Annotated in this window: 18 protein-coding genes; 5 read left to right on the top strand and 13 right to left on the bottom strand. The window is 61.8% G+C overall.

Going from position 1 to position 23,099, the window contains the following annotated elements:
- Positions 1–109 precede the first annotated feature (109 nt).
- The 4 genes from ABJF10_RS01830 to ABJF10_RS01845 form a co-directional block, all read right to left on the bottom strand.
- Positions 110–1,345: a hypothetical protein gene (locus ABJF10_RS01830; protein WP_348542804.1), complete on the bottom strand. Its 1,236-nt coding sequence runs from the start codon at positions 1,343–1,345 to the stop codon at positions 110–112.
- Between the two features lie 579 nt (positions 1,346–1,924).
- Entirely contained in the window at positions 1,925–2,155 is a 231-nt protein-coding gene (locus ABJF10_RS01835) for a hypothetical protein (RefSeq protein WP_348542805.1), read from the bottom strand.
- On the bottom strand, positions 2,152–2,406 hold the full coding sequence (locus tag ABJF10_RS01840; RefSeq protein WP_348542806.1) for a hypothetical protein: 255 nt from the start codon (positions 2,404–2,406) through the stop codon (positions 2,152–2,154). The genes ABJF10_RS01835 and ABJF10_RS01840 overlap by 4 nt, the downstream gene beginning before the upstream one ends.
- Positions 2,407–2,435: 29 nt before the next feature.
- The gene (locus tag ABJF10_RS01845; RefSeq protein ID WP_348542807.1) at positions 2,436–3,182 is read right to left on the bottom strand and encodes an IS1 family transposase; all 747 of its coding nucleotides are present in this window, start codon (positions 3,180–3,182) and stop codon (positions 2,436–2,438) included.
- A 700-nt stretch (positions 3,183–3,882) separates the two neighbouring features.
- Here ABJF10_RS01845 and ABJF10_RS01850 point away from each other — a divergent pair.
- The 4 genes from ABJF10_RS01850 to ABJF10_RS01865 all read left to right on the top strand — a co-directional run bounded on the left by ABJF10_RS01850 (position 3,883) and on the right by ABJF10_RS01865 (position 8,301).
- Positions 3,883–4,701, top strand: coding sequence for a hypothetical protein (locus ABJF10_RS01850; RefSeq protein ID WP_348542808.1), 819 nt, complete (start codon positions 3,883–3,885; stop codon positions 4,699–4,701).
- Positions 4,702–4,844: 143 nt separating this feature from the next.
- Complete coding sequence (locus ABJF10_RS01855) at positions 4,845–6,161, top strand: amino acid permease (RefSeq protein WP_348542809.1); 1,317 nt, start codon at positions 4,845–4,847, stop codon at positions 6,159–6,161.
- The gene (locus tag ABJF10_RS01860) at positions 6,158–7,285 is read left to right on the top strand and encodes a hypothetical protein (RefSeq protein ID WP_348542810.1); all 1,128 of its coding nucleotides are present in this window, start codon (positions 6,158–6,160) and stop codon (positions 7,283–7,285) included. The genes ABJF10_RS01855 and ABJF10_RS01860 overlap by 4 nt, the downstream gene beginning before the upstream one ends.
- Entirely contained in the window at positions 7,282–8,301 is a 1,020-nt protein-coding gene (locus ABJF10_RS01865) for a hypothetical protein (RefSeq protein WP_348542811.1), read from the top strand. Before ABJF10_RS01860 ends, ABJF10_RS01865 begins: the two co-directional genes overlap by 4 nt.
- A 96-nt stretch (positions 8,302–8,397) precedes the next feature.
- Here the strand turns inward: ABJF10_RS01865 and ABJF10_RS01870 are convergent, their stop codons facing one another.
- The 9 genes from ABJF10_RS01870 to ABJF10_RS01910 form a co-directional block, all read right to left on the bottom strand.
- On the bottom strand, positions 8,398–9,480 hold the full coding sequence (locus ABJF10_RS01870) for a serine hydrolase domain-containing protein (RefSeq protein ID WP_348542812.1): 1,083 nt from the start codon (positions 9,478–9,480) through the stop codon (positions 8,398–8,400).
- Between the two features lie 4 nt (positions 9,481–9,484).
- Positions 9,485–9,952 carry a Fur family transcriptional regulator gene (locus ABJF10_RS01875; RefSeq protein WP_348542813.1) on the bottom strand — a complete coding sequence of 156 codons (468 nt, stop codon included), beginning with the start codon at positions 9,950–9,952 and terminating at the stop codon, positions 9,485–9,487.
- Positions 9,953–10,035: 83 nt separating this feature from the next.
- Positions 10,036–11,481, bottom strand: a complete 1,446-nt coding sequence (locus tag ABJF10_RS01880; RefSeq protein WP_348542814.1) for a hypothetical protein — start codon at positions 11,479–11,481, stop codon at positions 10,036–10,038.
- Positions 11,482–11,488: 7 nt separating this feature from the next.
- Positions 11,489–12,874, bottom strand: a complete 1,386-nt coding sequence (locus ABJF10_RS01885) for an enolase C-terminal domain-like protein (RefSeq protein ID WP_348542815.1) — start codon at positions 12,872–12,874, stop codon at positions 11,489–11,491.
- A gap of 15 nt (positions 12,875–12,889) precedes the next feature.
- Positions 12,890–13,498 carry a gluconate 2-dehydrogenase subunit 3 family protein gene (locus tag ABJF10_RS01890; RefSeq protein WP_348542816.1) on the bottom strand — a complete coding sequence of 203 codons (609 nt, stop codon included), beginning with the start codon at positions 13,496–13,498 and terminating at the stop codon, positions 12,890–12,892.
- Positions 13,499–13,606: 108 nt separating this feature from the next.
- A complete protein-coding gene (locus tag ABJF10_RS01895; protein ID WP_348542817.1) occupies positions 13,607–15,376 on the bottom strand; it encodes a GMC family oxidoreductase in 1,770 nt (589 codons plus the stop codon).
- Positions 15,377–15,435: 59 nt separating this feature from the next.
- On the bottom strand, positions 15,436–16,215 hold the full coding sequence (locus ABJF10_RS01900) for a glycoside hydrolase family 16 protein (protein ID WP_348542818.1): 780 nt from the start codon (positions 16,213–16,215) through the stop codon (positions 15,436–15,438).
- Positions 16,216–16,285: 70 nt separating this feature from the next.
- The gene (locus tag ABJF10_RS01905) at positions 16,286–18,106 is read right to left on the bottom strand and encodes an ABC transporter transmembrane domain-containing protein (protein WP_348542819.1); all 1,821 of its coding nucleotides are present in this window, start codon (positions 18,104–18,106) and stop codon (positions 16,286–16,288) included.
- 2 nt (positions 18,107–18,108) lie between these two features.
- Positions 18,109–19,038, bottom strand: a complete 930-nt coding sequence (locus ABJF10_RS01910; RefSeq protein WP_348542820.1) for a YihY/virulence factor BrkB family protein — start codon at positions 19,036–19,038, stop codon at positions 18,109–18,111.
- An 86-nt stretch (positions 19,039–19,124) separates the two neighbouring features.
- On the opposite strand from ABJF10_RS01910, the gene ABJF10_RS01915 reads away from it, so the two are divergent.
- Positions 19,125–23,099 (top strand): translocation/assembly module TamB domain-containing protein, encoded by a 3,975-nt coding sequence (locus ABJF10_RS01915; protein WP_348542821.1) that lies wholly within the window; start codon positions 19,125–19,127, stop codon positions 23,097–23,099.

The raw sequence follows: 23,099 nt of genomic DNA on the forward strand, positions 1-23,099 counted from the left end.
CACGAATGAAATCTTTCTCATTCGTGTCATTCGAGTGATTCGCGGGCGTTCTTTTCACAGTCTTTTGCAGCATTCCCTTCCCCGGAAGTCGTGCCTTCCATGCGGCGGGCTACCAGCCTGCCGGTAAATCCGGGAGCGTCGCTCGCAGGATGCCGCGGACGACCTGTTTCTCCACTGGCGGGAGGTAGGCGTACTCGGCATCGGGCCGCGCGACGTCGAGAGCCTCGCCGAGGCGGCGATAGACGCGTTGCTTGAATTCCGGCGGCAACCCGGAAAAGGCCGCGCCGTAGATCATGTAGCTGCACCGGTAACGAAACAGCCGCGTCTGGAGGTCGAAGTCCTTGAGCGCCGCGCCTTGGGGATCAGCGTGGCGGGTGCGCCCGAAATCCGCCTTGAAGGCCGGTTCCCCCCGCACCCCGCCCGGCGGCAAGGGCACTTCGTCGGCGAAAAGCAGATAGCGGGTGAACTCACGCGCCTGGGCATTCAGTTCGGTGATGGCCGCATCGTCCAGCGACCCTTTTTCCAGCAGCGCCCGCGTGTGATACGTCGCGGTGATCGCGCGGTTCACAAAGCCGATCTGGTGCTCGTGCAGCAGTTGCGGGAGGACATCGCTGGTCGCCACCGGATAGCGCGCGTAATCGAAACGGGTGCCGGGCTCCAGCGGATACTTCGTGAGCCCTTCCGGCGAAAGCTGGCCCATGACGTTGGCCAGGTGCGGGGCGAAGTTTTGCGCCCCGGTAAGATACCACCCGCCGAAGCGTTCGGCGAAAGGCACCCCATGCCCGGTTTCGCCGTGCCGGTAGGAATCGAGGCTGCCCCCGCGAATGCCCGGAATGACCGACTTGATGACCAGCGCCGGGACGTTGCCCGTGTCCTCGGCGGCATGGCAATTCATGCAACGATTCGAGCGTTCGGGGCGGATCGACTCGGCGCCCCGCGGGATATCGAAGATGTAGAAGATGCCGCCCAAGGCTGGGTCGAGCGAGACGATCTCGATGCGCCCGCCGGGGATGTAGCCGACGTAGACGTCCTCGTTGAAAAAGAGGGCGCGCGGATTGGCCGGCGTGATGAGGCGCAGTTGCAGGCTGGTCGTGGAAAAAACCAGCATCTGGGAAGTTGCGGGCACGTCCAGCGTGCGGAGCAGGTTGAGCAAAAAGGCCTTCTCCCCGCCACTTCCATCGAGCACGAGACGCCCCGCTTCGATGTCTTCCTTGAGCTTCGTGAAGCGGTCGCCCAAGGGCCGCTGCCAGTAATCGTGCGGCGACTGGTCAAAGGCGGGCTCCTTCGCCGGAGCCACGCAGGCGCCCAGCAAAAAGAGGCAAATGAGGAGCAATCGACGGGGCATGGGGGTGCCGGGACTATGTCGCTGGCCGAGGGGAAAACAAGCAGCGGCTGAGTGGCGTCTCATGCGCGGTATAATTCCGGGTGAGAGGCGAGCCAGAGGGCCAAAGGCCCGGCCACGAGCCAGCCCAGGGCAAAGCGAGGCACGAGCGTCGCCCTGGGTCTCGCATCGAGTAAGCGCCCAGCCCCAACGTGGGCGCCACAATCGCTTGATCGGTCGGCTACCGCGCAGACTTCTGTTTCGCCCTTTCAGGGCTCGTCGTTCGTGGGCTGCGGTTCCCAGGGCGACGCTCGCCAAGCTCGCTCTGCCATGGGCTGGCTTGTTGCAGGCCTTTGGCCTGCCCCTGCCGTCGTATGTTGCCCGCCTCCTCGATAATTCGGACTCTCCCCGGCGCGTGAGGAGACCCGCCCTACACCCCTCATCGCCGCGCAAAATTCGTGAACAGTGCCGGCAGCATCGATTCAGCCCGAGATTCCGCGGTTACGCCTCTGAAAAATACGAAAAATGTAAGGAAATGGCTCCGGGCTCCGTTTCCTTGCTCGGTAGTGCCCTAATTTGAAATCTCAGGAATGTTCCACATAATCATTGGGCCTCTATCGGCGTCCATTTCGACAAGTACCAGATGTAGGCGCGAATGAGCGGTTGAGAGTGGCCGAGGACCGGCCCCAACGGGGCATAGATGGTGGTCATCCATCGCGGCGGTTCATCGTGTCCGTGTCTCTTGCCGTGCAACCACGTCAGGGGGCCAAGGGAAAGTGGGTAGGCGATCAGCAGGGAAAAGAAGAGGGCCGGAATAAAATGGCGTGGCTTCATTTCTTCGCTTGGCTGACGATGGCCGCGCGCACGGCGGTCAGTGCGTCCTTGACCGGCGGAATCTCCAGTACGGCAGTGAATCGCCGGTCTTTGCCTTTGCCGTCAATCCAGCCATAGGCGCGGCGCGCCTTGGGATGGCCTACAAGCTCGAATACCTCCACAGCGCCCTCCCACATGGTCTGGCCTCGAAACGTGTCCACCACGGCCACTGTCTCAAGGTGCTTGGCGGGGCACTCGGCAGCCTTCTCCACGGCCAACGCTATAGCCTCCGCATCCGCGCTCACTGCGCGGCCTCCACGAGATCGCGGATAGTCCAGGCGTGATTGGTCACGCCGCCCGCCATCGCTGGCGTCATGCGGAGAGTTTTGTGGAAGCGCACGAAGTTGTAATACGCGAAGTGCAGCCCGACCGCAGCTTTGAAGTTCTCAAGCTTTTTGGAAAACGCATTGGTCAACCGGGTCAGGCGGCGCATGTGCATCCGCATGGTGAGGTTCTGGCGCTCAATGTAGCTGGTGGAAATGTGCTTCCATTCGGGGCGACCGCTCACTACGCCCTTGCGGATGCGGACAATTTCAGCGGGGGAATACCGGCGCTGGCCTTCGATGTCGGCATTACCAAAGGTTTTTACAATCTGGCCGTAGTCGGCATCGCTTCCGAAACCGCGCTCAATCGCGTCAACGTAGGCGGCGAGAGCATCGGTGGAGATTTGCACGCGCTCGCTGTCGATGCGCTCGGCAAGATCGGACACGAAAGTATTGGCGCTGTAAGAATCACGCTTGCCGACAAAGTAGTTCGGCACCATGCGCGTCTCGGCGTCGATTGAAACGAACGTCCAGACGTCACCCAAGCCGCGCGCCTCATCACCCTTGCGGAGATTCTTCTGCTTCTTGCCGATGAATCCCCAAATCTCATCCATCTGAATCGTCTTGCAGGTCAACCCGCGCATTTGCTCATCCATGACGCGAGCGCCAGCATTCCCCACGCGCACGCCGAGACGGCAGATCGTATCCTGATGGATGCCGGTCAACCGCTCAATCGCCCGAATGCTCTGGCCTTCGGCGAGAGCGCCGATGACCGTGATTTGTTTTTCGATCGGAAGGATGTTGGCCATAAGAAAGTTCGGTGTTGCAATTAACGTGATACGTTAATATTGTGAGCTGCGCAAGATTTATTTTCGTATCACGTTTATTTTATGCCGAAAGCGGGACGCCCAAAATTACCAAAGGATGAAGTTCGTAAGAGCTTTGCACTGCGATTGTCTAAGAGTGAGCGCAAGAGCGTTGTTGACGCCGCAAAGACCGCCGGGGAGGGGCCTACGCAGTGGGCTAGAAATCAGTTGCTCAAAGCGGCGGGCCATGATATTCGTACTACGTAAATTTGGTGGAGCTAGAGGGGATTGAACCCTCGACAGATCGATGTAAAGCCGCCTGTGCATCACCAGATTAGCCCCATGCCTGGATGCCTGATCGGAAGTTTTGGAAGCTTCTCGGCTTCGACAGCCCCGCTGTTGGAGAGCGGGTTGGAATCGAAACCTTCGGTCATCTAGGTCTTGGTCTTTAGCCCCGGCCCTCTCACGAGGGCCGGGGTTTTTGCTACCGATTTCTCAGCAACGCCACACCATTCTATCAATCTAACTCACTCGTCAACTATTTTCGCCGTTATCTTTCGCGTTTAATCATTCCGATTCGGAGTTGACGCGTGACGTAATAAGTGGGAATGATTCACGCATGAGCGAAAATATTAAAAAGGGCCGTAGCCCATCTTGCCCCCAAATGCCGCTTTCAGAGGCTATTGAACTCGCTGCAAAGCTGCATTCGGCGGCTCACAAAGCCGCTATTGGGAGGGACAATGCTGCCCGCCAACTTGGATATGCCGGTTTGAACGGCGCTGCCCTCACCACGCTTGCCACCCTCAATCAGTATGGGTTGATAGATGCGAAGCGCGGTGAAAGCCTTAATGTATCGGACCTGGCCGTCCGACTGATCCACCCAATGAATGACCAGCAGGAGATGGAGGCGCGTCGAAATGCAGCGTTGCACCCTAAGGTGTTTTCGGAGCTCTTGGAAAAGGGATTCAATCGCTGCGAGGAGAAGGTTATCATGAGCCATTTGGTGCAAAACGGATTCACGCCATTGGCGGCTTCCAATGTGGCTGACTCGTTTAAACAGAACGTGGAATTTGCAAAGCTCGGGGACGCTAGTATGGTCGCCGAGGAGAAAGACCCTAAAAATTCTCCTCCTGCCTCGAATATTACGCCTGCTGAAACCATTGAAGCTGAAAAGCGATCTAATCCACCAGCGCAGCCAATCGATGCGCCCGCTGCCACTCATTTACCGGACCATCACAAAATGCTCGCTCAATACACTATCCCGCTTGGGGCCAACCAAGCCACGCTCGTTTTTACCGGCCAAGAGCTGACGGTTGATGATTTCGATGCGCTGGCTGACTTTGTGGAGTTCTCCAAGCGCCAATTCGTGCGCGCCCAGAAGTCCCCCGCGCTTCAGCTTCTGGCAGAGGCCGGACTGATCCCTAAGCCACAAGAATAACATTTCGGCGCGATTCGCGTGGCCTCCGCCGTGTGGAACAATTCAAATTAGGGCACTACCCCTTGCTCACACTGTTTGACTTCTATAAGCACTTTCCCTAGTCCTTCCGCACCTCTGTGAATTCGGGCGCTACTTCTTCCGCGGTGAAATCCATCTCGCTGCTCACCGCCACTTGTATCGTCATCGCGAACATGGTGGGGACCGGCATATTTACGAGCCTCGGTTTCCAGGTCGGCGGCCTGGGCACGGGGTTCTCCATCATGGCGCTGTGGTTCGTCGGCGGCGTCTGCGCGCTGTGCGGGGCGGTCTCCTATGCCGAGCTCGGCGCGGCGCTGCCGCGGTCCGGCGGCGAATACATTTTCCTCGGCATCATCTACCATCCGTCGGTCGGGTTTCTGGCCGGCTGGCTTTCCGCCACGGTGGGCTTCGCCGCGCCGGTGGCCATCGCCGCGATGCCCTTCGGCACGTATCTCCACGATATCTGGCCGGGCTGCAATGCGCGGGCGCTTTCGCTCCTGCTCGTGTGGCTCACCACCATCGTCCTGCTGCGCGACGTGAAGCTGGGCAGCTTCTTCCAGGACGGCTCGACCATCCTGAAGATCACCCTGATCGTGGCCATCATCATTGCCGGCTTTTGTATAAAGACGGTGCAGCCGATCTCTTTCCTGCCGGCCCACGGGGACGGCACATTGATCACCAGCGCGTCGTTTGCGATCAGCCTCTACTACGTCATGTATTCGTATTCCGGCTGGAATGCCTCGACCTACATCGTGGGCGAGGTGCGCGATCCGGCCCGCACCATTCCGTGGTCGGTGGGGCTCGGCACGCTGTTCGTGATGGGTCTTTACCTGGCGGTGAATGCGGTCTTTCTGCGCTCGACTCCCATCCCGGAGATGGTCGGCAAGGAACAGGTCGCGCTCATTGCCGGGAAGCATTTGTTCGGGGAAGCCGGCGGCACGGTGATGGCCATTTTCATCTGCATCGGCCTGATTTCCACGGTGAGTTCCATGATGTGGATCGGGCCGCGGGTGACGATGGCGATGGGCGAAGACTTGCGCGCCCTGAGCTGGCTGGCCCGCAAGAATTCCCGCGGCATTCCCGTGGCGGCGATCGTGTTGCAGGCGCTGGTCGCCACGTTCCTGCTCTTGAGCGCGTCTTTCAATACGGTGGTGAATTACGTGCAATTCGCCCTCGCCCTGAGCTCGGCACTGACGGTGGCCGGGCTCTTTGTCTTGCGCTGGCGCCAGCCCAATCTGCCGCGGCCCTACAAGGCCTGGGGCTATCCCGTTACGCCGCTCATTTTTCTCGCGGTCAGCGGCTGGATGCTGTGGCACATGCTGGAGGACAAATCGACGCGCGATCCCTCGCTGCTCGGCCTCGCGACGATCGCCTCTGGACTGATCGTCTATTATCTTTCCCCGAAAAACCCGACACCCACGCCCGCCGCCCCTGCCGCATGAAGCCCTCCCTGGCTCTTCTCGTTACCTTCGTCCTCACCGCGTGCGCCCTCGCACAGGACACCGTCACCCCGGACACCACCGCCCGCTTTCTCGCCGGCCTGCCCGTGCGCGATACCCCTCTCGACGTGCTTTGTCGCAACCAGGCGTGGGTCGATCACGCCACGGAATTCGACAAGGCGTGGAAGGAACTCGACGCCCGTCAGCTCACGAAGATCCGCGCGTGGAGCACGGAATTCATCGCCGACGCCGCCACCGACAAGGGGCCAATGTTCTACATGTTCAGCGGGCCGGACATTCTCTACGCGCAGGTCTTTTTTCCCAACGCCTCGAGCTACGTTCTCGCCGGGCTCGAACCGGTGGGGACCATTCCCGACGTGCAGCACTTGCAGGCCGGCGCGCTCTCCAGCGGTCTCGCCAACCTGCGCAAATCGCTCAACTCCGTGCTGAGCTTTTCCTTCTTCATCACCAAGGACATGAAGGTGGATCTGCGCCAGAATGCGCTCAGCGGCACCCTGCCGATCCTCTATGTGTTCCTCGAGCGCGCGGGCTGCAAAATCGACACGGTCGAACTCGTGTGGCTCGACAAGGCCGGCGCAGTCTCCACGACCAAGGCAGCGACGCCCGGGGTGAAGATCGTTTTCTTCGGCCCGAGCGGCGCACAGCAGACGCTCTACTATTTCGAGACGGACCTCTCCAATGAAGGCATCAAGAGCCAGCCGGGTTACGTCAAGTTCTGCGAAAGCCTCGGGACCGGACGCGGCCTTTTGAAAGCGGCTTCGTACCTCCCGCACTCGGGGAATTTTACCACGGCGCGCGATTTCCTGCTCACCCACTGCAGCATGATCGTCCAGGACGACTCCGGCATTCCGATCAAGGATTACAATTCGACGAAATGGGCGCTGCGCTATTTCGGCAGCTATCCGGGCCCGATCGACATGTTCAAGAAGAACACCCAGCCCGATCTCGCCGCCATCTACAAGACCAGCCATCCGCCGGCCTTGCCCTTCGGCTTCGGCTATCGCTGGCATCCGAGCCAGTCTTCGCTCATCCTCGCCACCGCCCGAGCTCCCAAGGTCGACCCTTCATCACCCACCACCAAGCCCGCCACCACACCCACACCATGAAACCCATCCTGCTGTTCACCGTCCTGGCCTCCGTCCTCGGCGCGTTCGCCGCGCAGAGCGCGCCGACGGTCGATGATCTCGCAAAATTTGTGGCCGGTGTGCCGGCGAAAGATCCCGGGCTGGAGGGACTGCAAAAGGAATCGTGGTGGACGAACTATTCCGCGGAGCTGAACAAGAAATGGGCGAAGATGGACGAACGCCAACTCACGCACGTGCGCTCCTGGGCCAGCGGCAACGCCGAGATCTCGCGCGTTTCCGGCACGGTCTATTACATGTTCAGCGGGCCGGATTACCTCTACGCGCGCACCTTTTTCCCGAACGCCTCGACTTACATTCTGTGCGGCACCGAGCCTGTCGGGTCCGTGCCGGATATCTCGAAGATGGCGACCGGCAACGTGGCCTCCGACCTGAGCAACGTGCGCAAGTCGCTCGATACGATGCTGACCACGCACTATTTCATCACCAAGGACATGCGCGTGGACCTGACCCGCGGCTACATCGGCGGCACGCTGCCCCTGCTCTATGTCTTCCTCGAGAAATCGGGCTGCTTCATCAATTCGGTGAACCTCAACGGATCGAGCGTGCAGATCAATTTTCACAGCCCCTCGGGCAAGGCCCAGACCTTGTACTACTTCAAGACAGACCTATCCAATGGCGGCGGCAACGATTCGTTTCTGGCGTTCTGCAAGAAGCAGGGCCCGGGTGCGAGCCTGCTCAAGTCAGCGAGTTACCTGATGCACGAGGAGAGCTTCTCCAAGATCCGCAACTTCCTCCTGGCGAACAGCTCGTTGATCGTCCAGGACGATTCCGGCATCCCCTATCGCGCGTTCGATCAGCGTCGGTGGAATGTGAAACTCTACGGCGTGTATGATGGCCCGATCGGCCTTTTCTCGCATAACAACCAGCCCGATCTCGCGGCCGCTTATCAGAAATCGAAGGCGGGAGATTTGGGATTTGCGTTCGGTTATGCGTGGCAGGTGCCGAAGGGGCTGCTGATCGAAGCGACGCCGAAGTAATTCTTTCCGGGAAAGCGGACCGGAAAGAATGCACATTTTCGGCCATTAATAAGCGGTTTTCCGCAATGGAGCCAATGGAGCCCCGGCACGAAGACCTTACGCCCGGCCGAGCGCGAGGCGCAGGAACTCGGCGTCGGAAAAGCGCCCGAACTGCCCCTGCCGCACGATGATCATGTGCAGGGACGGGATGACGAAGAGGCGCTGGTAACCGGAACCGACGGAGGCCACGAGGTCGGACGGCGCGGCCTGGCAGATGCAGACGTTGCGCCAGTTTTGGCGGTTCCATTTCGGCTCGAGCATGTCCTCTACGTCGAGCTCGCGGCCGGCGGAATCACCCGCCATCGCGTTGTTCCAGAAGCCCATGCCAAAGGCGCAATTGGCCGACGAGCCGCGGAAGCACATGGACAGCGTGTGCGGTGACACCACGGGGCTGCCGCCGTTGAGAATGAGCTGGCCCATGCGCGACCACTGGCGGGCGCTCATCATGAAACCGGTGGCGAGCAGCGGATTGCCCGCCTTGTCCGCCAGATAGCGCTGCGGGCCGAGGCCGAGCGGGCGCAAAACTTTGCGCTCGAGATACTGCGTGGGCGTTTCCCCATGGCCGGCCAGCTTGCGCTTCAAGACCTCGTGAAAGACCTGCAACGGCGCGGGGCCGTAGATAAAGGCCGAACCCGGTTGCGCGACGAGCGGCGTGTGGATGGCGATGGCGTCGCGATTCGCGAAGCCGTCGCCGTGCAGGTTGTTGGCGGCGTCGAGTCCGCTGGAAAAGCTGAGCAACTGCCGCAGGGTGACCCGCGACTTCCCTGCTTCGGCATTCCATTCGGGCAACGTGTTGGCGACGCGGTCGTCGAGATCGATGATTCCTTCCTCGACGGCTTTCAGCGCAGTGAGAATCCAAAAGCCTTTCGTGCCGCTGTAGATCTTGTGGGCCTCGTTCGCGCCGTGGCCATTCGGGTAATTCTCGTAGAGCACGCGACCGTCCTTCATCGCGAGGAAGGACAAACCGGAATGCGCCGCCGAATACTGGGCCGCGGCCTTCAGGCCATCGGTCCCACCGGCGCTGGCCAGCAGCGAGCCGGGCCGCGCGAGCAAGGTTCCAATCATCGCGAGGCCCCCGGCGCGCAGCACAGCGCGGCGGGAAAGAGGCGATGTGGAATCCATGATCTGCGGAGCGTTCATGGCATCAGTCCTGGCGCGGTTGCTTGTCCTGTTCGGTCTGGCAGTGCGGGCAGACGCCGAAAATTTCCAGCAGGTGAGTCACCTTGGAATAACCCAACTGGCGGGCGATGCGCTCCAGGCCATCGGCGACGCAGACGTCGAGTGTCTGCGCAGTGTGGCACGCGCGGCAGACGATATGATGGTGGTGATGGTCACCGGTATTGATCTCGTAGCGATAGGCGCCGTCGCCGAAATCGCAGCGCCGCACGACGCTGCTTTCCTCCATCGCGGCGAGGCTGCGATAGACGGTGACGAGGTCGCAACTGCCCTTCTTCATCCGCTTGTGGACTTCCTCCGCGGTGAAGGGTCCGTGCTCCTTGGTGAGGATGCCGATGATTGCCTTGCGAGGTTCGGTAACGCGCTGGTGATTGGCGCGCAGCAATTCCAGCGCGGCATCAAATTGGGCGTCGGCCTTGGAGTGGGTGTGCGGCATCTCGCCATTGTAATAGCGAAGGCGCGCAAAAATTCAACCCATGGAAGCGATGGAGCGCCAATCCCCAGTTCCGATGCGGTAATTTACATGGCTTCGAGCGACTCGAAACGCCACGTCTCGACGGGTGTGAACCCAGTGAGATCCGGCTCGAAGGCGACACCGAAAGGGGCATCGACCAGGCTGCCGATCTCCAGTGCGCCTTTCTTCACCGCAACGATTGGGTAGCTCCCCACGTGGGATTCATACAAATCCCCATGGTGACGTAGCGTCTCGCGCCGCACGCTTTCCGGGAACTGGCTGAGGCCGGCGAAGTAGTGATGGCCGTTGCGCTCGGCGTGCGTGATTCCCAAGGTGGCCACGACCGCGAGATCCTGGAGGAGTGCAATCGGGCCGAGATTGGTCAAATCCTCAGCGCTGATGTGCAGCGGCGTTTGCGGGTGCAGGCGGCGGCGTTGCGCGATGAGGCAGGCGCTGGCGAGGCCGTGGAAGACGCCTTTGCAGTTTTTGTGGCTCGTTCCGGCGTAGCCTCCGGCGAGGGCGGTGGGCAGGGCGGAACAGTCGGCGTCTGATTCATCGATGATGATCGGCGGGCGATTCGTCCACGCGCGCAATTCGGCCGTGGTGGCATCCGAGAGCGCCACCGCGCGGTGGAAGGGCTGCTCGACGAAGATGAGGTGCTGGAGAAAACGGGCGATCGACGGATCGGCGCAGAAGCCTTCCCAGAGCTCCCGGAACGGAGCGACGGCGCGGTAGTTTTCATTGCCATCGAGCGTGAAGAAATACTCGGGCGTGTGTTTTTCGATGACGCCCGCGAGGCGATGGAGCCGCTCGCGATCCTGGTCGATATTGCCACCCAGCTTGATTTTGAAATGGGTGAGACCGTGCGTGCGGATGAAAGCTTCCAGCGAGAGCGGCAGACCGTCGTCGGGATGATCGTGCTCTTCGCCGTCGACGAGCGGATCGGCCATGCCCACGGTGTGGCGGACGATGACGGACCTCCGTGGTGCCGGCGGCAAAAGGTCCACGGGAGCAAGACCCGCCAGCTCGGGGTGAATGACGGCGAGGTCGATGCCGAAGGTGTTCGCGCGAATGGCTTCGGCGAAAGTGGTGTGCGTGGCGCGGCAGAAGGCGTCGATCACCGCCCGCTCCACGAGGGAGACGCCGAAGCCGGCGAGCAGCGGGGGGATTTGGCGGGATTGCGCCCAGGCGTCCTGGGCATGGGCGATTTCCTGCCAGAATTCGAAGACCGTGCCGGCGGGCGGCCGCGTGCAGGCGGTCTCCGCGGCGTGGCGGGCGACGGCGATGATGTCCGCGATTTCGTCCGCATAGGCGGCGTCGGGGTTCTTGGTGAACCACTTCGGCGGAAGATTATCGGCGGCGAATCCGTGCTGCGGGATGCCATCGATTTCGACGACCAGCCGCACGACGAAATGCGGCGTCCGCGTCATCGTCGCAATGCCGTAGCGGAACGGCACACGCAGCGACAGGTTGCGAATGAAGAAGCCGAATTCGCGGACGGCGATCCTCATTGGCGGATCACGACGCAAAATGCGCGGCGGCGTTGGGGAGCTGACGGCCGATTTCCTCGACGCGATAGCCGAAGCCCGATCCTTGCAGCGTGCTCAAGTCGAGGATGCCATCACGGCGGCGATAGAGGCCCGGGTGGACGCGCGCCTCGGTGAGCGAAGCCTCGGGGTAGAATTGCATGCCGTTGCTCTCGACGCCCATGATCGTGCCGGCGTGCGCGGCGAGCAGGACGTGGGGGATCTGCGCGAACATCGGATTGGTCAGGTCCTGCACCATGAGCGTCATGCCATGCGCCTTCGCCCAGCACATGCTGAGCAGCGCGCCGGTGAGGGTCTTGCAGGTCTTGAGTGCGACGCCCGTCCAGCCGAGTTCGCGCCCGAGGCGCACGAAGCGCCAGTCGTGCGCGCTCTCGTCGAGGAACAGGGGCTTGCGCGCGCTCACCGCGCGGACGTCGATGCGGTTCGCCTCGAGATCGTAGGGGAACGGCTGCTCGATGTAGAGCAGCATGCCGTAGATGCGCGGTTCCTCGACGAGCAGACGGTCGAGGATTTCCGTGACGTAGGCGGGATCGGTGACGGTGCAATTGAAATCCGCGGTCAGCCAGGTGACGCCTTCCTCGATGGACATCTGGCCGATCTTCACGATGCGCGCGTAGTCCCAAGGGGCATCGTTGCCGCGCAGCTTGATCTTGAGACAGCGCAATCCATCGGCGCGGATCCAGTCACGCAACAAAATTGGGTAACCATCCTGCGGCTCCGAACCGGTCAATTCCTCGGGCTCCACCGGATCGAGACCGCCCACGAGATGCCACACCGGGAGACGATCGCGGCGCGAGGTAAGGAAATCCGCGGGCCATCTGTCGGCGAAAGTCAGCGACGGATCGAGGTAGCGCGCGAGGTCGCCTTCCATCCATTCAGCGGAGAGAGTCTCGAAGACCGGGCGGCCGTGCAGATTGCCGAAGGCATCGTAGATCGCGAGGTCGAACAGCGAGTGGCAGACGAGCGCCGCGAGATGCGGCATGTCCTCGCTATGGCCGTGGTTCATTTCGATGCGGATTTTTTCGAGATGATGTTCCTGAAAACAGTGCCCGAGTTCCATCGGGTGCCCGAATTCACCGACCTTCACCAGTTCCCGGGCGAGGCGAATCGTGAAGTCACGCATCCGGTTCTCGCGCTCATCCCAAGTGAGCGTCGACGGCCAGACCCAGGCCACGCTCAGCGGCGTCTCGCCCCAGCCCTCGGCACTGCGCCCGTGCCGGTCGACCACGACCACGCGGACCCGCACGCACAAGGCGCGCGTCACGACCTGCGCGCCGAATTTCAGCGGCACGCGCGTCTGCACCGGCAGGAGAAAAAGCTCCGCCTCGCGGACGGTGATGTCGGTTGTTTTGCTCACGGGTGGAAGGGAATACTAAGCGAGCCCGAGGTGCTTGAGGACTTCCGGCGGCGGCCCGGGGAATTCCACCATCGGCGTATTGCCGACATAGCCGATGGCCTTCCAGCCTTCGGGCGTCGAGTAATAGCCGCCGGTCACTTTGTCCCGGAAGTTCTTGAAGAAATCGAAGGCCTTTTTGTGCGCGTCGGTCTTGTCCTTCACGATGTCATCGAGGATCGAGGTCTGGTCGGCAGGCGTGCAGTCCGCGAAGCCTTTCTTGAAGCGCTTCTTCGCCTCGTCGTCGATCCAAGACAGTCCGGCGCGGATGACTTTGCCATCCTTCTGCTGCTGTTCGTAGGGCGCGCTCACCCATTCGTCGATGAAGTCGGGCACGCCGACCGCGCTGGCGGCCGGGCCGAACTCATCCGCCGGGACGATGAGATCGCCGAGCGCGGTGACGATGCGCTTTTCCTCCGCCGTGAGCACGCGCGGCCAGGGGATTTCCTTTTTGTGCAAATTGGGATCGGTGCCGATACCTTGCACCGCGCCGAAGGAAGACAGGTCGAGGGCGGACAGCGCGAGCGAGACGCCGATCACGCGCTTGAGCGCATCGCGACGGGAGAGGGAGTGGGCGGTGGAGATCATAGGAGAGTGCTCAGTGCTTAGTGCTTAGTAAGTTCGAGTAGAAACGTAAAGGAAGTGCGGAGGGCTCAATACTGAGAACTAAGAACTGAACACTAAGCACTTCAAAAGTTAGCCAATGTTTCCCTTGCGCATCTCCTCGGCGAGATGAGTCGTCGTGCGCATGCAGAGGGCGAGAATGGTGAGGGTGGGGTTCTTGTCGGCGTTGCTCACGAAGGGGCCACCGTCGGTCACGAAAAGATTGGGCACGTCCCAAGCCTGGCACCATTGATTGAGCACCGAGTTCTTGGGATCGGCGCCGATGCACGTCGTGCCGACTTCATGGATGATCGACCCGCCCGGCATGATCGCCTTTTCCGGATCGAACTCAGGCTTGCCGCTCACCTTGCCGCCGAGCGCCTCGATGATTCCGACAAAGGTCTTCTGCATGTGCACGGCCTGCTTCTTCTCGTGGTCGCTGAATTTCCAATGGAAACGCAGCACGGGGATGCCGTACTTGTCCTTCCTCTCGGGGTCGATTTCGCAATAGCAATCGTCGTTGGGAATCATCTCCCCGCGCCCACTGAAGCCGATGCTCGCGCCGTAATAGCGCCGCGCGTCTTCCTTGAGTTTTTTGCCGTAGACCGCGGGGTTCGGAACGGTGGTCAGGCCCGGCATTTTCCGTCCGCCGCCGAACTCAATATGGTAGCCACGGGCAAAATCCATCTTGCCGGCCTTCTGCTGCTGGTAGAGCCACCACGGCATGTACATGTGCATGCCGCTGGCGCCGTCCTCGTTGTGCGGCGGGCAGTTTTCCAGCGCCGGGATGTGGCCACTGAGGCTGCTGCCGACCGAGTCCATGAGATAGCGACCGACCTTGCCGGAGCTATTGGCGAGGCCGTGCGGGAAGAGATTCGATTTCGAGTTGAGCAGGATGCGCGCACTCTCACAGCCGCCCGCGGCGACGACCACGACGCGCGCGGTGGCGCGGGCTTCCTTGCCGGTTTCTTTGTCGATGTAGAGCACGCCGGTCGCTTTGCCGTCCTTGCCAATGGTCACTTCGCGCACCATGGCGTCGGTGATGATGTCGAGATTGCCGGTCTCCACGGCCGGCGGGAGCAGCACCGTCGTCGATTGGAAGTTCGCCTTGATCGAGCAGCCGCGACCACAGTCGGTGGCGTAGAAGCAGGCGGCGCGATTGTTGATCGGCTTGGTGAGAATCGCAAGGTGCGACGGAATCACCGGAATACCCAGGCCCTGGCACGCCTTCTTCGTGAGCAGTTCGTAACCGCGTGGCTTGGGCGGCGGAAGGAGCGAGCCGTTGCGCGAGTTGGGCGTGTTTTCCAACCCTTCGTTCGAGCCAAAAACACCGATCAGAGTCTCGGCCTGGTCGTACCACGGCTCGAATTCCTCGTAGGTGAAGGGCCAGTCGAGCCCGAGTCCGTCGCGGCTGCGCGGCTTGAAATCGTAGGAGCCCATGCGCAGCGCGATGCGGCCCCAGTGGTTCGTGCGACCGCCGAGCATGCGCGGACGCCACCACATGAAATTCTGGCGGTCGCCTTTCTTTTCCTTCGCCTGCCAGTCGCTCGCTTCCTGCCACTTGTCCTGCCCCTCGCGCTTGATCACATAAGGCTCGCCGGGAACGGTCCAACCACCATTCACCGTGGCGTCGAAAAAGCCGAAATGCTTGTCGCTCGTCGGCGCGCCCCGCAGCGGTGCGTCGGAGGCATTCTCAAACATCGGCGTCTCGGTCACCGGGTCGTAATTGCGCCCCGCTTCGAGCATCAGGACCTTGAGCCCGGCCTTGGTGAGCACATAGGCCGCCATGCCGCCGCCCGCTCCCGAACCGACCACGATTACGTCGTAATTCGTGGCGGACTTCCGAGGGGTGATCAGGGGCATAGAGACGCGCACTTTCCATGAGGGTGCGCCGGGCCGCCAGCGGAAAATGCGGCAACCAATCAGCGGGGCGCGGCGCCGTCCGGCAGACGATAAACGCGCACGTAGTCGATCTCCATGGTCGCCGGAAAAGGCGTGTCCCCGTCGGGATTTCCATCCCATTGGCCGCCGACGGCGAGATTGAGAATGACATACATCGGACCAAAGTCCGCGTCGGCGCGCGACTGGTGGCGCTCGATGCCATCGACGAACCAGGCCACGCGATCCGGCCGCCAGTCGACGGCGAAAGTGTGAAAGTCCGCCGTGAAGTCCGGGCCGGTCCATTCCTGGCCGTCGGATTTTGGGCGCCAGGTGTTGGGCTGGGGACGATGCACGGTGAGCCACACGTGGTTCAGCAGGCTGCCTTTGTGTTCCATGATGTCGATCTCCGGCGGCCATTGGCGGCTCTCCGGCAGGAGCCAAAAGGCCGGCCAGAGGCCGCGCCCGTGCGGCAGTTTCACGCGCGTTTCAAACCAACCGTAGTGCTGGGAGAATTTGTCGTGCGACGCGACCATGCCGGAGGTGTAGGCCATGCCCTCCCGCGGCGAGTGGTCGGCGCGCAGCCGCAACTTGCCATCGCGCACGATCGCGTTTTCCGGGGCGTAGGCCTGGAGCTCGCCGTTGCAACCGAGCGGGTGCACCTTTGGCGCGTAGTTCGTCTGCCACTTCGTCAGGTCGAGGTTCGTTCCATCGAACTCATCGGACCACGCCAGATGATAGCCAAGGTCCTCGGGTTTGATCGGCGCCGGTTCGGCGCAGACGACCGCCACGAGAGCGAAGAGAACGAGCAAGGCGGAACGCATCAGGAAAAGGATAAGGAATCAGGAAAGTAGGAAAACAGGAATGAACTCCGCACGGCGAGGGTTACCTAATTCACGGTGCCGCCGCAAATTGCCGCTCGGCCAGCCGCCGGTAGGTGCCATCGGGATGCTCCATCAGCTCTGCGTGCGTGCCGCTCTCGGTCAAGGTGCCCTGCTCGATCACGCAGATGCGGTCGCAGCGGCGGACGGTGCTGAGCCGATGGGCGATGATGAAAGACGTGCGCCCGATGAGCAGCTCGGCGAGCGCTTCCTGGATGAGCGCTTCGCTCTCGCTGTCCAGCGAGCTCGTGGCTTCGTCGAGGATGAGAATCGCAGGGTCCTTGAGCAACGCGCGGGCGATGGCGATGCGCTGGCGCTGGCCGCCGCTGAGCTTGACCCCGCGTTCGCCGACGAGCGTGCCGTAGCCCTCCGGAAAGCGAGTGACGAACTCGTGGCAATGGGCGCGGCGCGAGGCCTCGAGGATTTCCTCCTCGGTCGCACCGGGGCGTCCATAGGCGATGTTATCACGAATGCTGCCGCCGAAGAGCAGCACCTCTTGCGGAACGATAGCCATGTTGCCGCGCACCGCACCGAGAGCCAGGGTGTTCGCCTCGGCGCCGTCGATGAGAATGCGCCCGGCGTCCGGTTCGTAGAAGCGAAGAAGCAGGGAAACGATGGTCGATTTCCCCGCTCCGCTGGGGCCGACTAGGGCGATCTTTTCGCCGGCGCGGGCGGAGAGGGTAAGGTCGCGCAAGACTGGTAGATCGGGTCGCGAGGGGAAGGAGAAGCTGACGCCGGCGAATTCCACGTCCCCACGGTAGCGGGCGATCGATGGCGTGGGTGAGGGATCGTGGATGATCGCTTCCTCTCCGAGTTCACCCGTCTCGCGGAGCAGTTCCTGGACGCGCTCCTGCGCGCCGAGCGTGCGCTGGAGCTGGCTGAAGACTTCCGCGAACGACGACACCGCGCCGCCGACGAAAAGCGTGTAGAGGGTGAAAGTCGTGAGCTGGCCGTGCGAAAGGCGGCCCGCTTGCATGAGCGTGGCGCCGTACCACATCACGAAGGTGATCGAGCCGAAGATGCCGAGAATGATGAAGGCCACGAGCCCCGCGCGCCGCCGCACGCCGCGCAGCGTGGCATCGAGATAGGCGTTGAGCCCCGCGCCGTAGCGCCGCACTTCGTAGGCTTCGTTGGCGAAGGCCTTGACATTGGCGATGCCTTGCAATGTCTCCTCCACGATCGTCGCGCTCTCGGCGAGGCGGTCCTGCGCTTCACGCGAGACGCGCCGCACCTTTCGCCCGAGGAAAACCGCGACCAGCATGAGGACGGGGAAGGTCGAGACCATGACCAACGAGAGGCGCGGCGAGATGGCCACGATGGCGATGACGCCGCCGAGCAGCATCATGATTTGCCGCAGTGTCTGTGGGACGGTGCCGGCCAGGGTATCGGTGAGCAGCGTGAGATCGCTGGAGAGGCGGCTGGTCAGTTCGCCGACGCGATGCTCGCCGAAGAATTTCATCGGCAGCGACAGGAGCGTGCCGTAGAGGCGCTGCCGCAGGCGCACGACGGCGTTTTCACCGACGCTGTTGAAGGTGTAGGAATAGAAAAACGTGAGCACTGATTGAATGGCCAGCGTGCCCGCGAGGAGCGCGGCTGCGGTATTCACGCCAGGTTGCCACCGACTGGCCTCCGATGCCGCGGGCGTGGGCATCGCGGAGTCGATCATGCGCCCGACGAGCAGCGGAAAGAGCAGCCCGAAGCTCATCGAGACCGTCAGCGCCGTGATGGCCAGCGCGAAACGCCCGCGCCACGGCCGGATATAGCTCAGCAGCGCGGTGAGTTCGCCGAAGTTCAGCTTGCGCCGAGGCTCGGCGAGAGAGGGTTCAGTGGGCACGGTCAATCGCGCGGGCGGTTGGACTCCGCCTGGTCGGTGAGGCTCATCTCGATCTCGTATTTCGCCGCCGAGAGGCAGCCCCCGAGGATGATGATCGAGCCGCTGAGATAAATCCACAGGAGCAACGCGATGACGCTGCCGAAGGTGCCGTAAAGGTTCCGGTAATCCACATTGTGCGTGTAGAGCACGAAGACCCGCTGCAAGACCGACTGCGCGATCGTGCCGAGCAGGGCCGCCGTCCAAACCTCACGGAATGAGGTCTGCCGCCGCGGGGCGAATTTGAAAAACATGCTCATGCCGTAAAAGAGGACCAGGACGGGGACCGCCAGCTTGGCGGCGTAGAAGAGATACCAAAGAAACCCGAAATCGAGCCCAACCTCGCGGGAATGGATGAAATAGAAATCCTCGACGGCGGTGAGGATCGTCGGGACGACAATACCGAGGAGCAGCGCACTGGCCAGGATCGCCGTCATGAAAAGGTTTTTGATCGGCAGCCGCCACCACGGGTATTGCTTCGTTCCCCAGGCGCGATTTACCCCGTGCACCAGGGCCTGGAAGAATTTCAGAGCGCTCCAGGCCAGGACGGCGAATGCGATCAAGCCGGCGCTGCGGCGCGATTTCACGACGCCATTGACGGTATTGAAGAGCAGACTAGAATCCTGCGACTCGAGGGGAAGGTATTCCGAGATGTAAGTGATGATCCTGGTCGAAGCCTCCGTCTGGTTGCCGAAGAAATCCGTGGCAATGGTGATCATCAGCACCATCAACGGAAACATGGCGAAGAACGCGTAGTAAGCGAAGGAGGCCGCCCGCTGCTCCCCGTCGGTCTCGTCATATTTGACGATGGCCCGCCAGAAAATACGGCATCTCTGCACCAGCCAGAGCCGAAAGGGCGGCCCGGCATTGCGGAGAAATCGTTGGAAAGCAGTCATCGGCGCGGACTGTAGTCGTAAATATTTGCTACTGCCAACCCCCGGGCGTCTTGCAGCATACGAATGGACTGGTAGCCTTCGCTCCAATGCCGGAAACCGAGAAGCCGTCCACCATCAAACCAACCAAGCGGGGCTGGTTTCGACGCGTTCTCCGGTGGTTCGGCGTCTTTTTGCTCATCGTCGCCGTCTTTCACCGTCCGCTTTTTCACACCGGCGTGCGGCTGCTGCTGATCAAGGTCGCCGCCAAACAGAACCTCAAACTCGACGTCCATCTCTCCGGCAGCATCTTCACCAGCCTCGTGGTGGAGGGCGTCCACGCCGTCCCGACGGGTAAAGGGCCGAGCCCCGTGAACAAGATCGATATCGAGCGCGTGCGTCTCGATTACAGCATCCCGATGCTGATCCAACACGGCGTGGGTGAGTTCCTGCGGAGCTACGAAGTGATCAATGCCGATCTCGATTTCGTCGCCCAGCCGAGCAAGAGCGAGCCGGAGCATACCCAGAAGATCCAGCTCGCCCAGGACCTGAACAACCTGCTCGGCCAGCCGGCGGCCTACGCCGACCGCGTGCACATCGAGAATTTCAACATCACGGTGCGTGCGGAAAAAAACATCACGGAGGTCAAGGGCTTCCATCTCTTTCTCGATCCGCAGGTGGTGGGCTACCTGCGTGTGGCCCGGCTGAATATTCCGGGCGTGCCGCTCTGGGAAAACATCTCCGCCGAGACGAGCTACGCGCAGCGCAATTTTTTCATCAAACATCTCGTCCTCGCGCCGGAACTGGTGATCGACCAGGTCAACTTCGACGCCTCGCAGCGCGCCCAACACATGGGCAGCGTGGATGTGAAGGCCACGGTCTTCGGGGGCGCGTTCCACCTCGCGCTCTCCGGCAGCCAGCTCGATAAAAAAGGCCAGAACCTCGACAAGAGCTACACCACGACCCTGGTCATCCAGGCATCGGACGTTTCGCTGGAGGCTGCGGCCAGTTATTTCGGCGCGCCCAAGCCCCCCGTCGCGAAGCTGGCGAAACTGGATATCCTTTTCAATGGCGAACCCGAAATGCCGCGCACCTGGAAGGGCCACACCGACGTCCGGATTGAAGCGCTCATGGCTGGCCAGACGAAAATCGATGGCGTGGAGCTGGCTGCGCAGTTTGACCACGGCAAGGCCGAAGTGAGCGGCGTCAATATCGCTGCGGGCAAAAACTCGGTCGTCTTGACCGCCACGATTGGTCTGCCGGCCTCGGTCAATGATTTCCCAATGAGCGACGTGGACGCCGCGCTGAAGATCAATGTGCCGGACCCCGCCGCATTCACCGCCATGCTGCCCGATCCGCTCGCCGGGACTCTCACCGGCAGCGGTTCGATCAAGATGAGCAAAGGCTGGGTGAATGCCGACCTGGCCATCGACGCGAAGCTGATCTCCAACCAAAAGCTCAACCTCGACAACACCACGCTGCATCTCACCGCGAGCAAGCGCCTCTCCCCTGCCCCAGCCACACCCTTCGAAGATCTGTCGAGCCATTTCACCGCCGAGATCAACGGCGTGCGCGTGCAGGATTTCAGCATCGATTCCGTCAAACTCGACGTCGAGACGCGCAACGATCTCGTCGCCTTGCATAGCCTGGAAATCCATCGAGCGGAAAATTCCGTCACCGCCAAAGGCAACTATCGCATCCCGCCGGATCTTCACGATGTAGCGACCGCGCCCGTGGATGCGCAGTTTGCCATCCACGTGCCCAAGCTCGAGGATTTCGGGATCAAGGTAAGCAACAATGCCCTGACCGGCCACGTGCAAAGCGAAGGCCAGGTGAAGATGGAAAACGGGCTACTCAACGGCCATGTGCAAATCGAGGGCGGCGATTTCCAGCTCGGCGAATTCAAGACGGGCCCACTCGCCGGCACGATCGTCATCAAGGATAGCATCGCGAGGATCGAGCAATTCGCCTTGCAGCTCAACGCCACCGATCAAATCACCATTGCCGGCCAAAGCGACGCCCGCGCGCCTTTCCCCTACGAAGCCTCGCTCCTCGTGGACATCAAGGACCTCGCCGCGCTGCGCCCGCTGCTCACGACCTTCAACGTCAAGCAGCCGCTGAGCGGCAACCTGCACATCGACTGGTCCGGCAAAGGCGAAACCGCGACGGTCAAGCCTCCGTGGGCGCCGAAGCTCGACCAAAGCGGTCAGCTCAATTTCGCGCTGACGAAAGGCCGCTTCGACAAAATCGACCTCAGCGAAATCAAGCTCGGCGGCCTCTACGGCCCCGGCTTCGCGCAATCCACCGACCTGAAATTCGTTACCGGCCCGACCAGCTTCACCGGCAACCTGGAACTCAAGGAAGGCAAGGTGCGGCTGAAAGATATCAACCTCGCGCAAGGCACACTCACAGTCCTCACCGGCTACGTCTTCCTGCCGGTCGACCTCGACCATCCGCAGCAGCCCATCCAGCTCGACGAGCGCATCGCCGCCAACATCAACGCCGCCAATCTCGATGTGGAAAAGCTGCTCTCCGCCTTCGGCCATGCGTCGCCCGCCAGCGGGATCATCACCGTCAATCTCGTGGCCGGCGGCACGGTGCTGCAACCGCTGGGGCACTTGAAATTCCAAGGCCGCAAGCTCAAGGCCAAGGCCGTCGCCGCGCTCGATCCGGCCGATCTCGATCTCGACCTGCACTATTCCAATAACGAGCTGACCCTCGCCGCGACCGCAAAGCAGCCGCAGATCCAGCCGCTGACCATCAAGGGCCACGTTCCGCTCGACTTGGAATCCACGGTCAAGAACGCGAAGATCGATCCGACCCTGCCGCTCGAATTGCAGGTCACGCTGCCACCTTCCTCGCTCGCCATCGTGCCCAAACTGACCCCGCAAGTGCGCCGCATCGATGGCACCATCGGCATCGACGTCCACGTGGCCGGCACCGTGGAGAAGCCCGTGCTGAGCGGTTCCGCGGCGCTCGATCTCAAGGGCGCGCGCTTCGACAACGAGAGCGTGCCGGCGCTCGGCGCGTTCAAGGCGCAGCTCGCCTTCAGCGAAGACACCCTGCGTTTCAATACCTTCGAGGGCGAGCTGGGCGGCGGCAAATTCAAGCTCGGCGGCGCGATCAAACTCGCCAAGCTCACCGAGCCGACCTTCGACTTGCGCCTGCAAGCCGACGAAGTGCTCGTCATGCGCAACGATTCCATCACTGTGCGCGCCGATGCGGATGTGAAGGTCGAAGGCCCGCTCGCCGCGGCGAACGTGAGCGGCACGGTCTACGCCACCCACTCGCGCTTCTTCAAGGAGATCGACATCCTGCCCATCGCACTGCCGGGCAGGGCCAAGCCGGCACCGAAGACCGCGCGCGCCATGGACGCCGGCGTCTCCTTCCCGCAGCCGCCGTTGCGTGACTGGAAGTTCGACCTCGCGATCAAGACGAAACCGGGCGACTCCTTCCTCATCCGCGGCAACCTCGCCGACGGCGCGGCCGCCATCGATCTCAAGCTCGCCGGCACCGGCCTCGCGCCCTACCTCGAGGGCGCCGTTCACATCGAGGAATTCAAGGCCTCGCTCCCCTTCAGCACGCTCAGTATTTCCCGCGGCTTCGTCTATTTCAACAAAGACGCACCGTTCCAGCCCTCCCTGGATATCCAGGCCGATTCCCAGGCGCGCGACTACCTTGTGCACGCCTATATTTACGGCAAGGCGTCCGACCCGCAGATGCAGCTCAGCAGCGAGCCGCCACTGCAGTATTCCGACATCGTCTCGCTCCTCGCCACCGGCGTCACCACCGGCGAACTGGCCGGCAACGCCGATGTCCTCGCCAGCAAGGCGGCCATGCTCGCCGTCCAGGAGCTCTATCGGAAAATCTTCCTCCGGGGCAAAGCACCCGCGGTCGACAAGAAACAGGACACCGGCAATTTCCTCGATCGCTTCTCCATGGAAATGGGCGCGCTCGACAACCGCACCGGCGGCCAGCAGATCACCAGCCGCGTCCGGCTCACCAATCAATTCTATCTCATCGGCGACCTGGCCACCGATGAAGGCTTCACAGGACGGCTGAAATACCTCATTCGTTTCCGCTGA

It is taken from the genome of Chthoniobacter sp., assembly GCF_040003245.1.
Taxonomy (GTDB): domain Bacteria; phylum Verrucomicrobiota; class Verrucomicrobiia; order Chthoniobacterales; family Chthoniobacteraceae; genus Chthoniobacter.

Excerpts from the sequence above, each read along its gene's own strand:
- ABJF10_RS01830 (WP_348542804.1), bottom strand. The coding sequence starts at position 1,345 with ATGCCCCGTCGATTGCTCCTCATTTGCCTCTTTTTGCTGGGCGCCTGC.
- ABJF10_RS01835 (WP_348542805.1), bottom strand. The coding sequence starts at position 2,155 with ATGAAGCCACGCCATTTTATTCCGGCCCTCTTCTTTTCCCTGCTGATC.
- ABJF10_RS01850 (WP_348542808.1), top strand. The coding sequence starts at position 3,883 with ATGAGCGAAAATATTAAAAAGGGCCGTAGCCCATCTTGCCCCCAAATG.
- ABJF10_RS01860 (WP_348542810.1), top strand. The coding sequence starts at position 6,158 with ATGAAGCCCTCCCTGGCTCTTCTCGTTACCTTCGTCCTCACCGCGTGC.
- ABJF10_RS01865 (WP_348542811.1), top strand. The coding sequence starts at position 7,282 with ATGAAACCCATCCTGCTGTTCACCGTCCTGGCCTCCGTCCTCGGCGCG.
- ABJF10_RS01870 (WP_348542812.1), bottom strand. The coding sequence starts at position 9,480 with ATGAACGCTCCGCAGATCATGGATTCCACATCGCCTCTTTCCCGCCGC.
- ABJF10_RS01875 (WP_348542813.1), bottom strand. The coding sequence starts at position 9,952 with ATGCCGCACACCCACTCCAAGGCCGACGCCCAATTTGATGCCGCGCTG.
- ABJF10_RS01880 (WP_348542814.1), bottom strand. The coding sequence starts at position 11,481 with ATGAGGATCGCCGTCCGCGAATTCGGCTTCTTCATTCGCAACCTGTCG.
- ABJF10_RS01890 (WP_348542816.1), bottom strand. The coding sequence starts at position 13,498 with ATGATCTCCACCGCCCACTCCCTCTCCCGTCGCGATGCGCTCAAGCGC.
- ABJF10_RS01895 (WP_348542817.1), bottom strand. The coding sequence starts at position 15,376 with ATGCCCCTGATCACCCCTCGGAAGTCCGCCACGAATTACGACGTAATC.
- ABJF10_RS01900 (WP_348542818.1), bottom strand. The coding sequence starts at position 16,215 with ATGCGTTCCGCCTTGCTCGTTCTCTTCGCTCTCGTGGCGGTCGTCTGC.
- ABJF10_RS01910 (WP_348542820.1), bottom strand. The coding sequence starts at position 19,038 with ATGACTGCTTTCCAACGATTTCTCCGCAATGCCGGGCCGCCCTTTCGG.
- ABJF10_RS01915 (WP_348542821.1), top strand. The coding sequence starts at position 19,125 with ATGCCGGAAACCGAGAAGCCGTCCACCATCAAACCAACCAAGCGGGGC.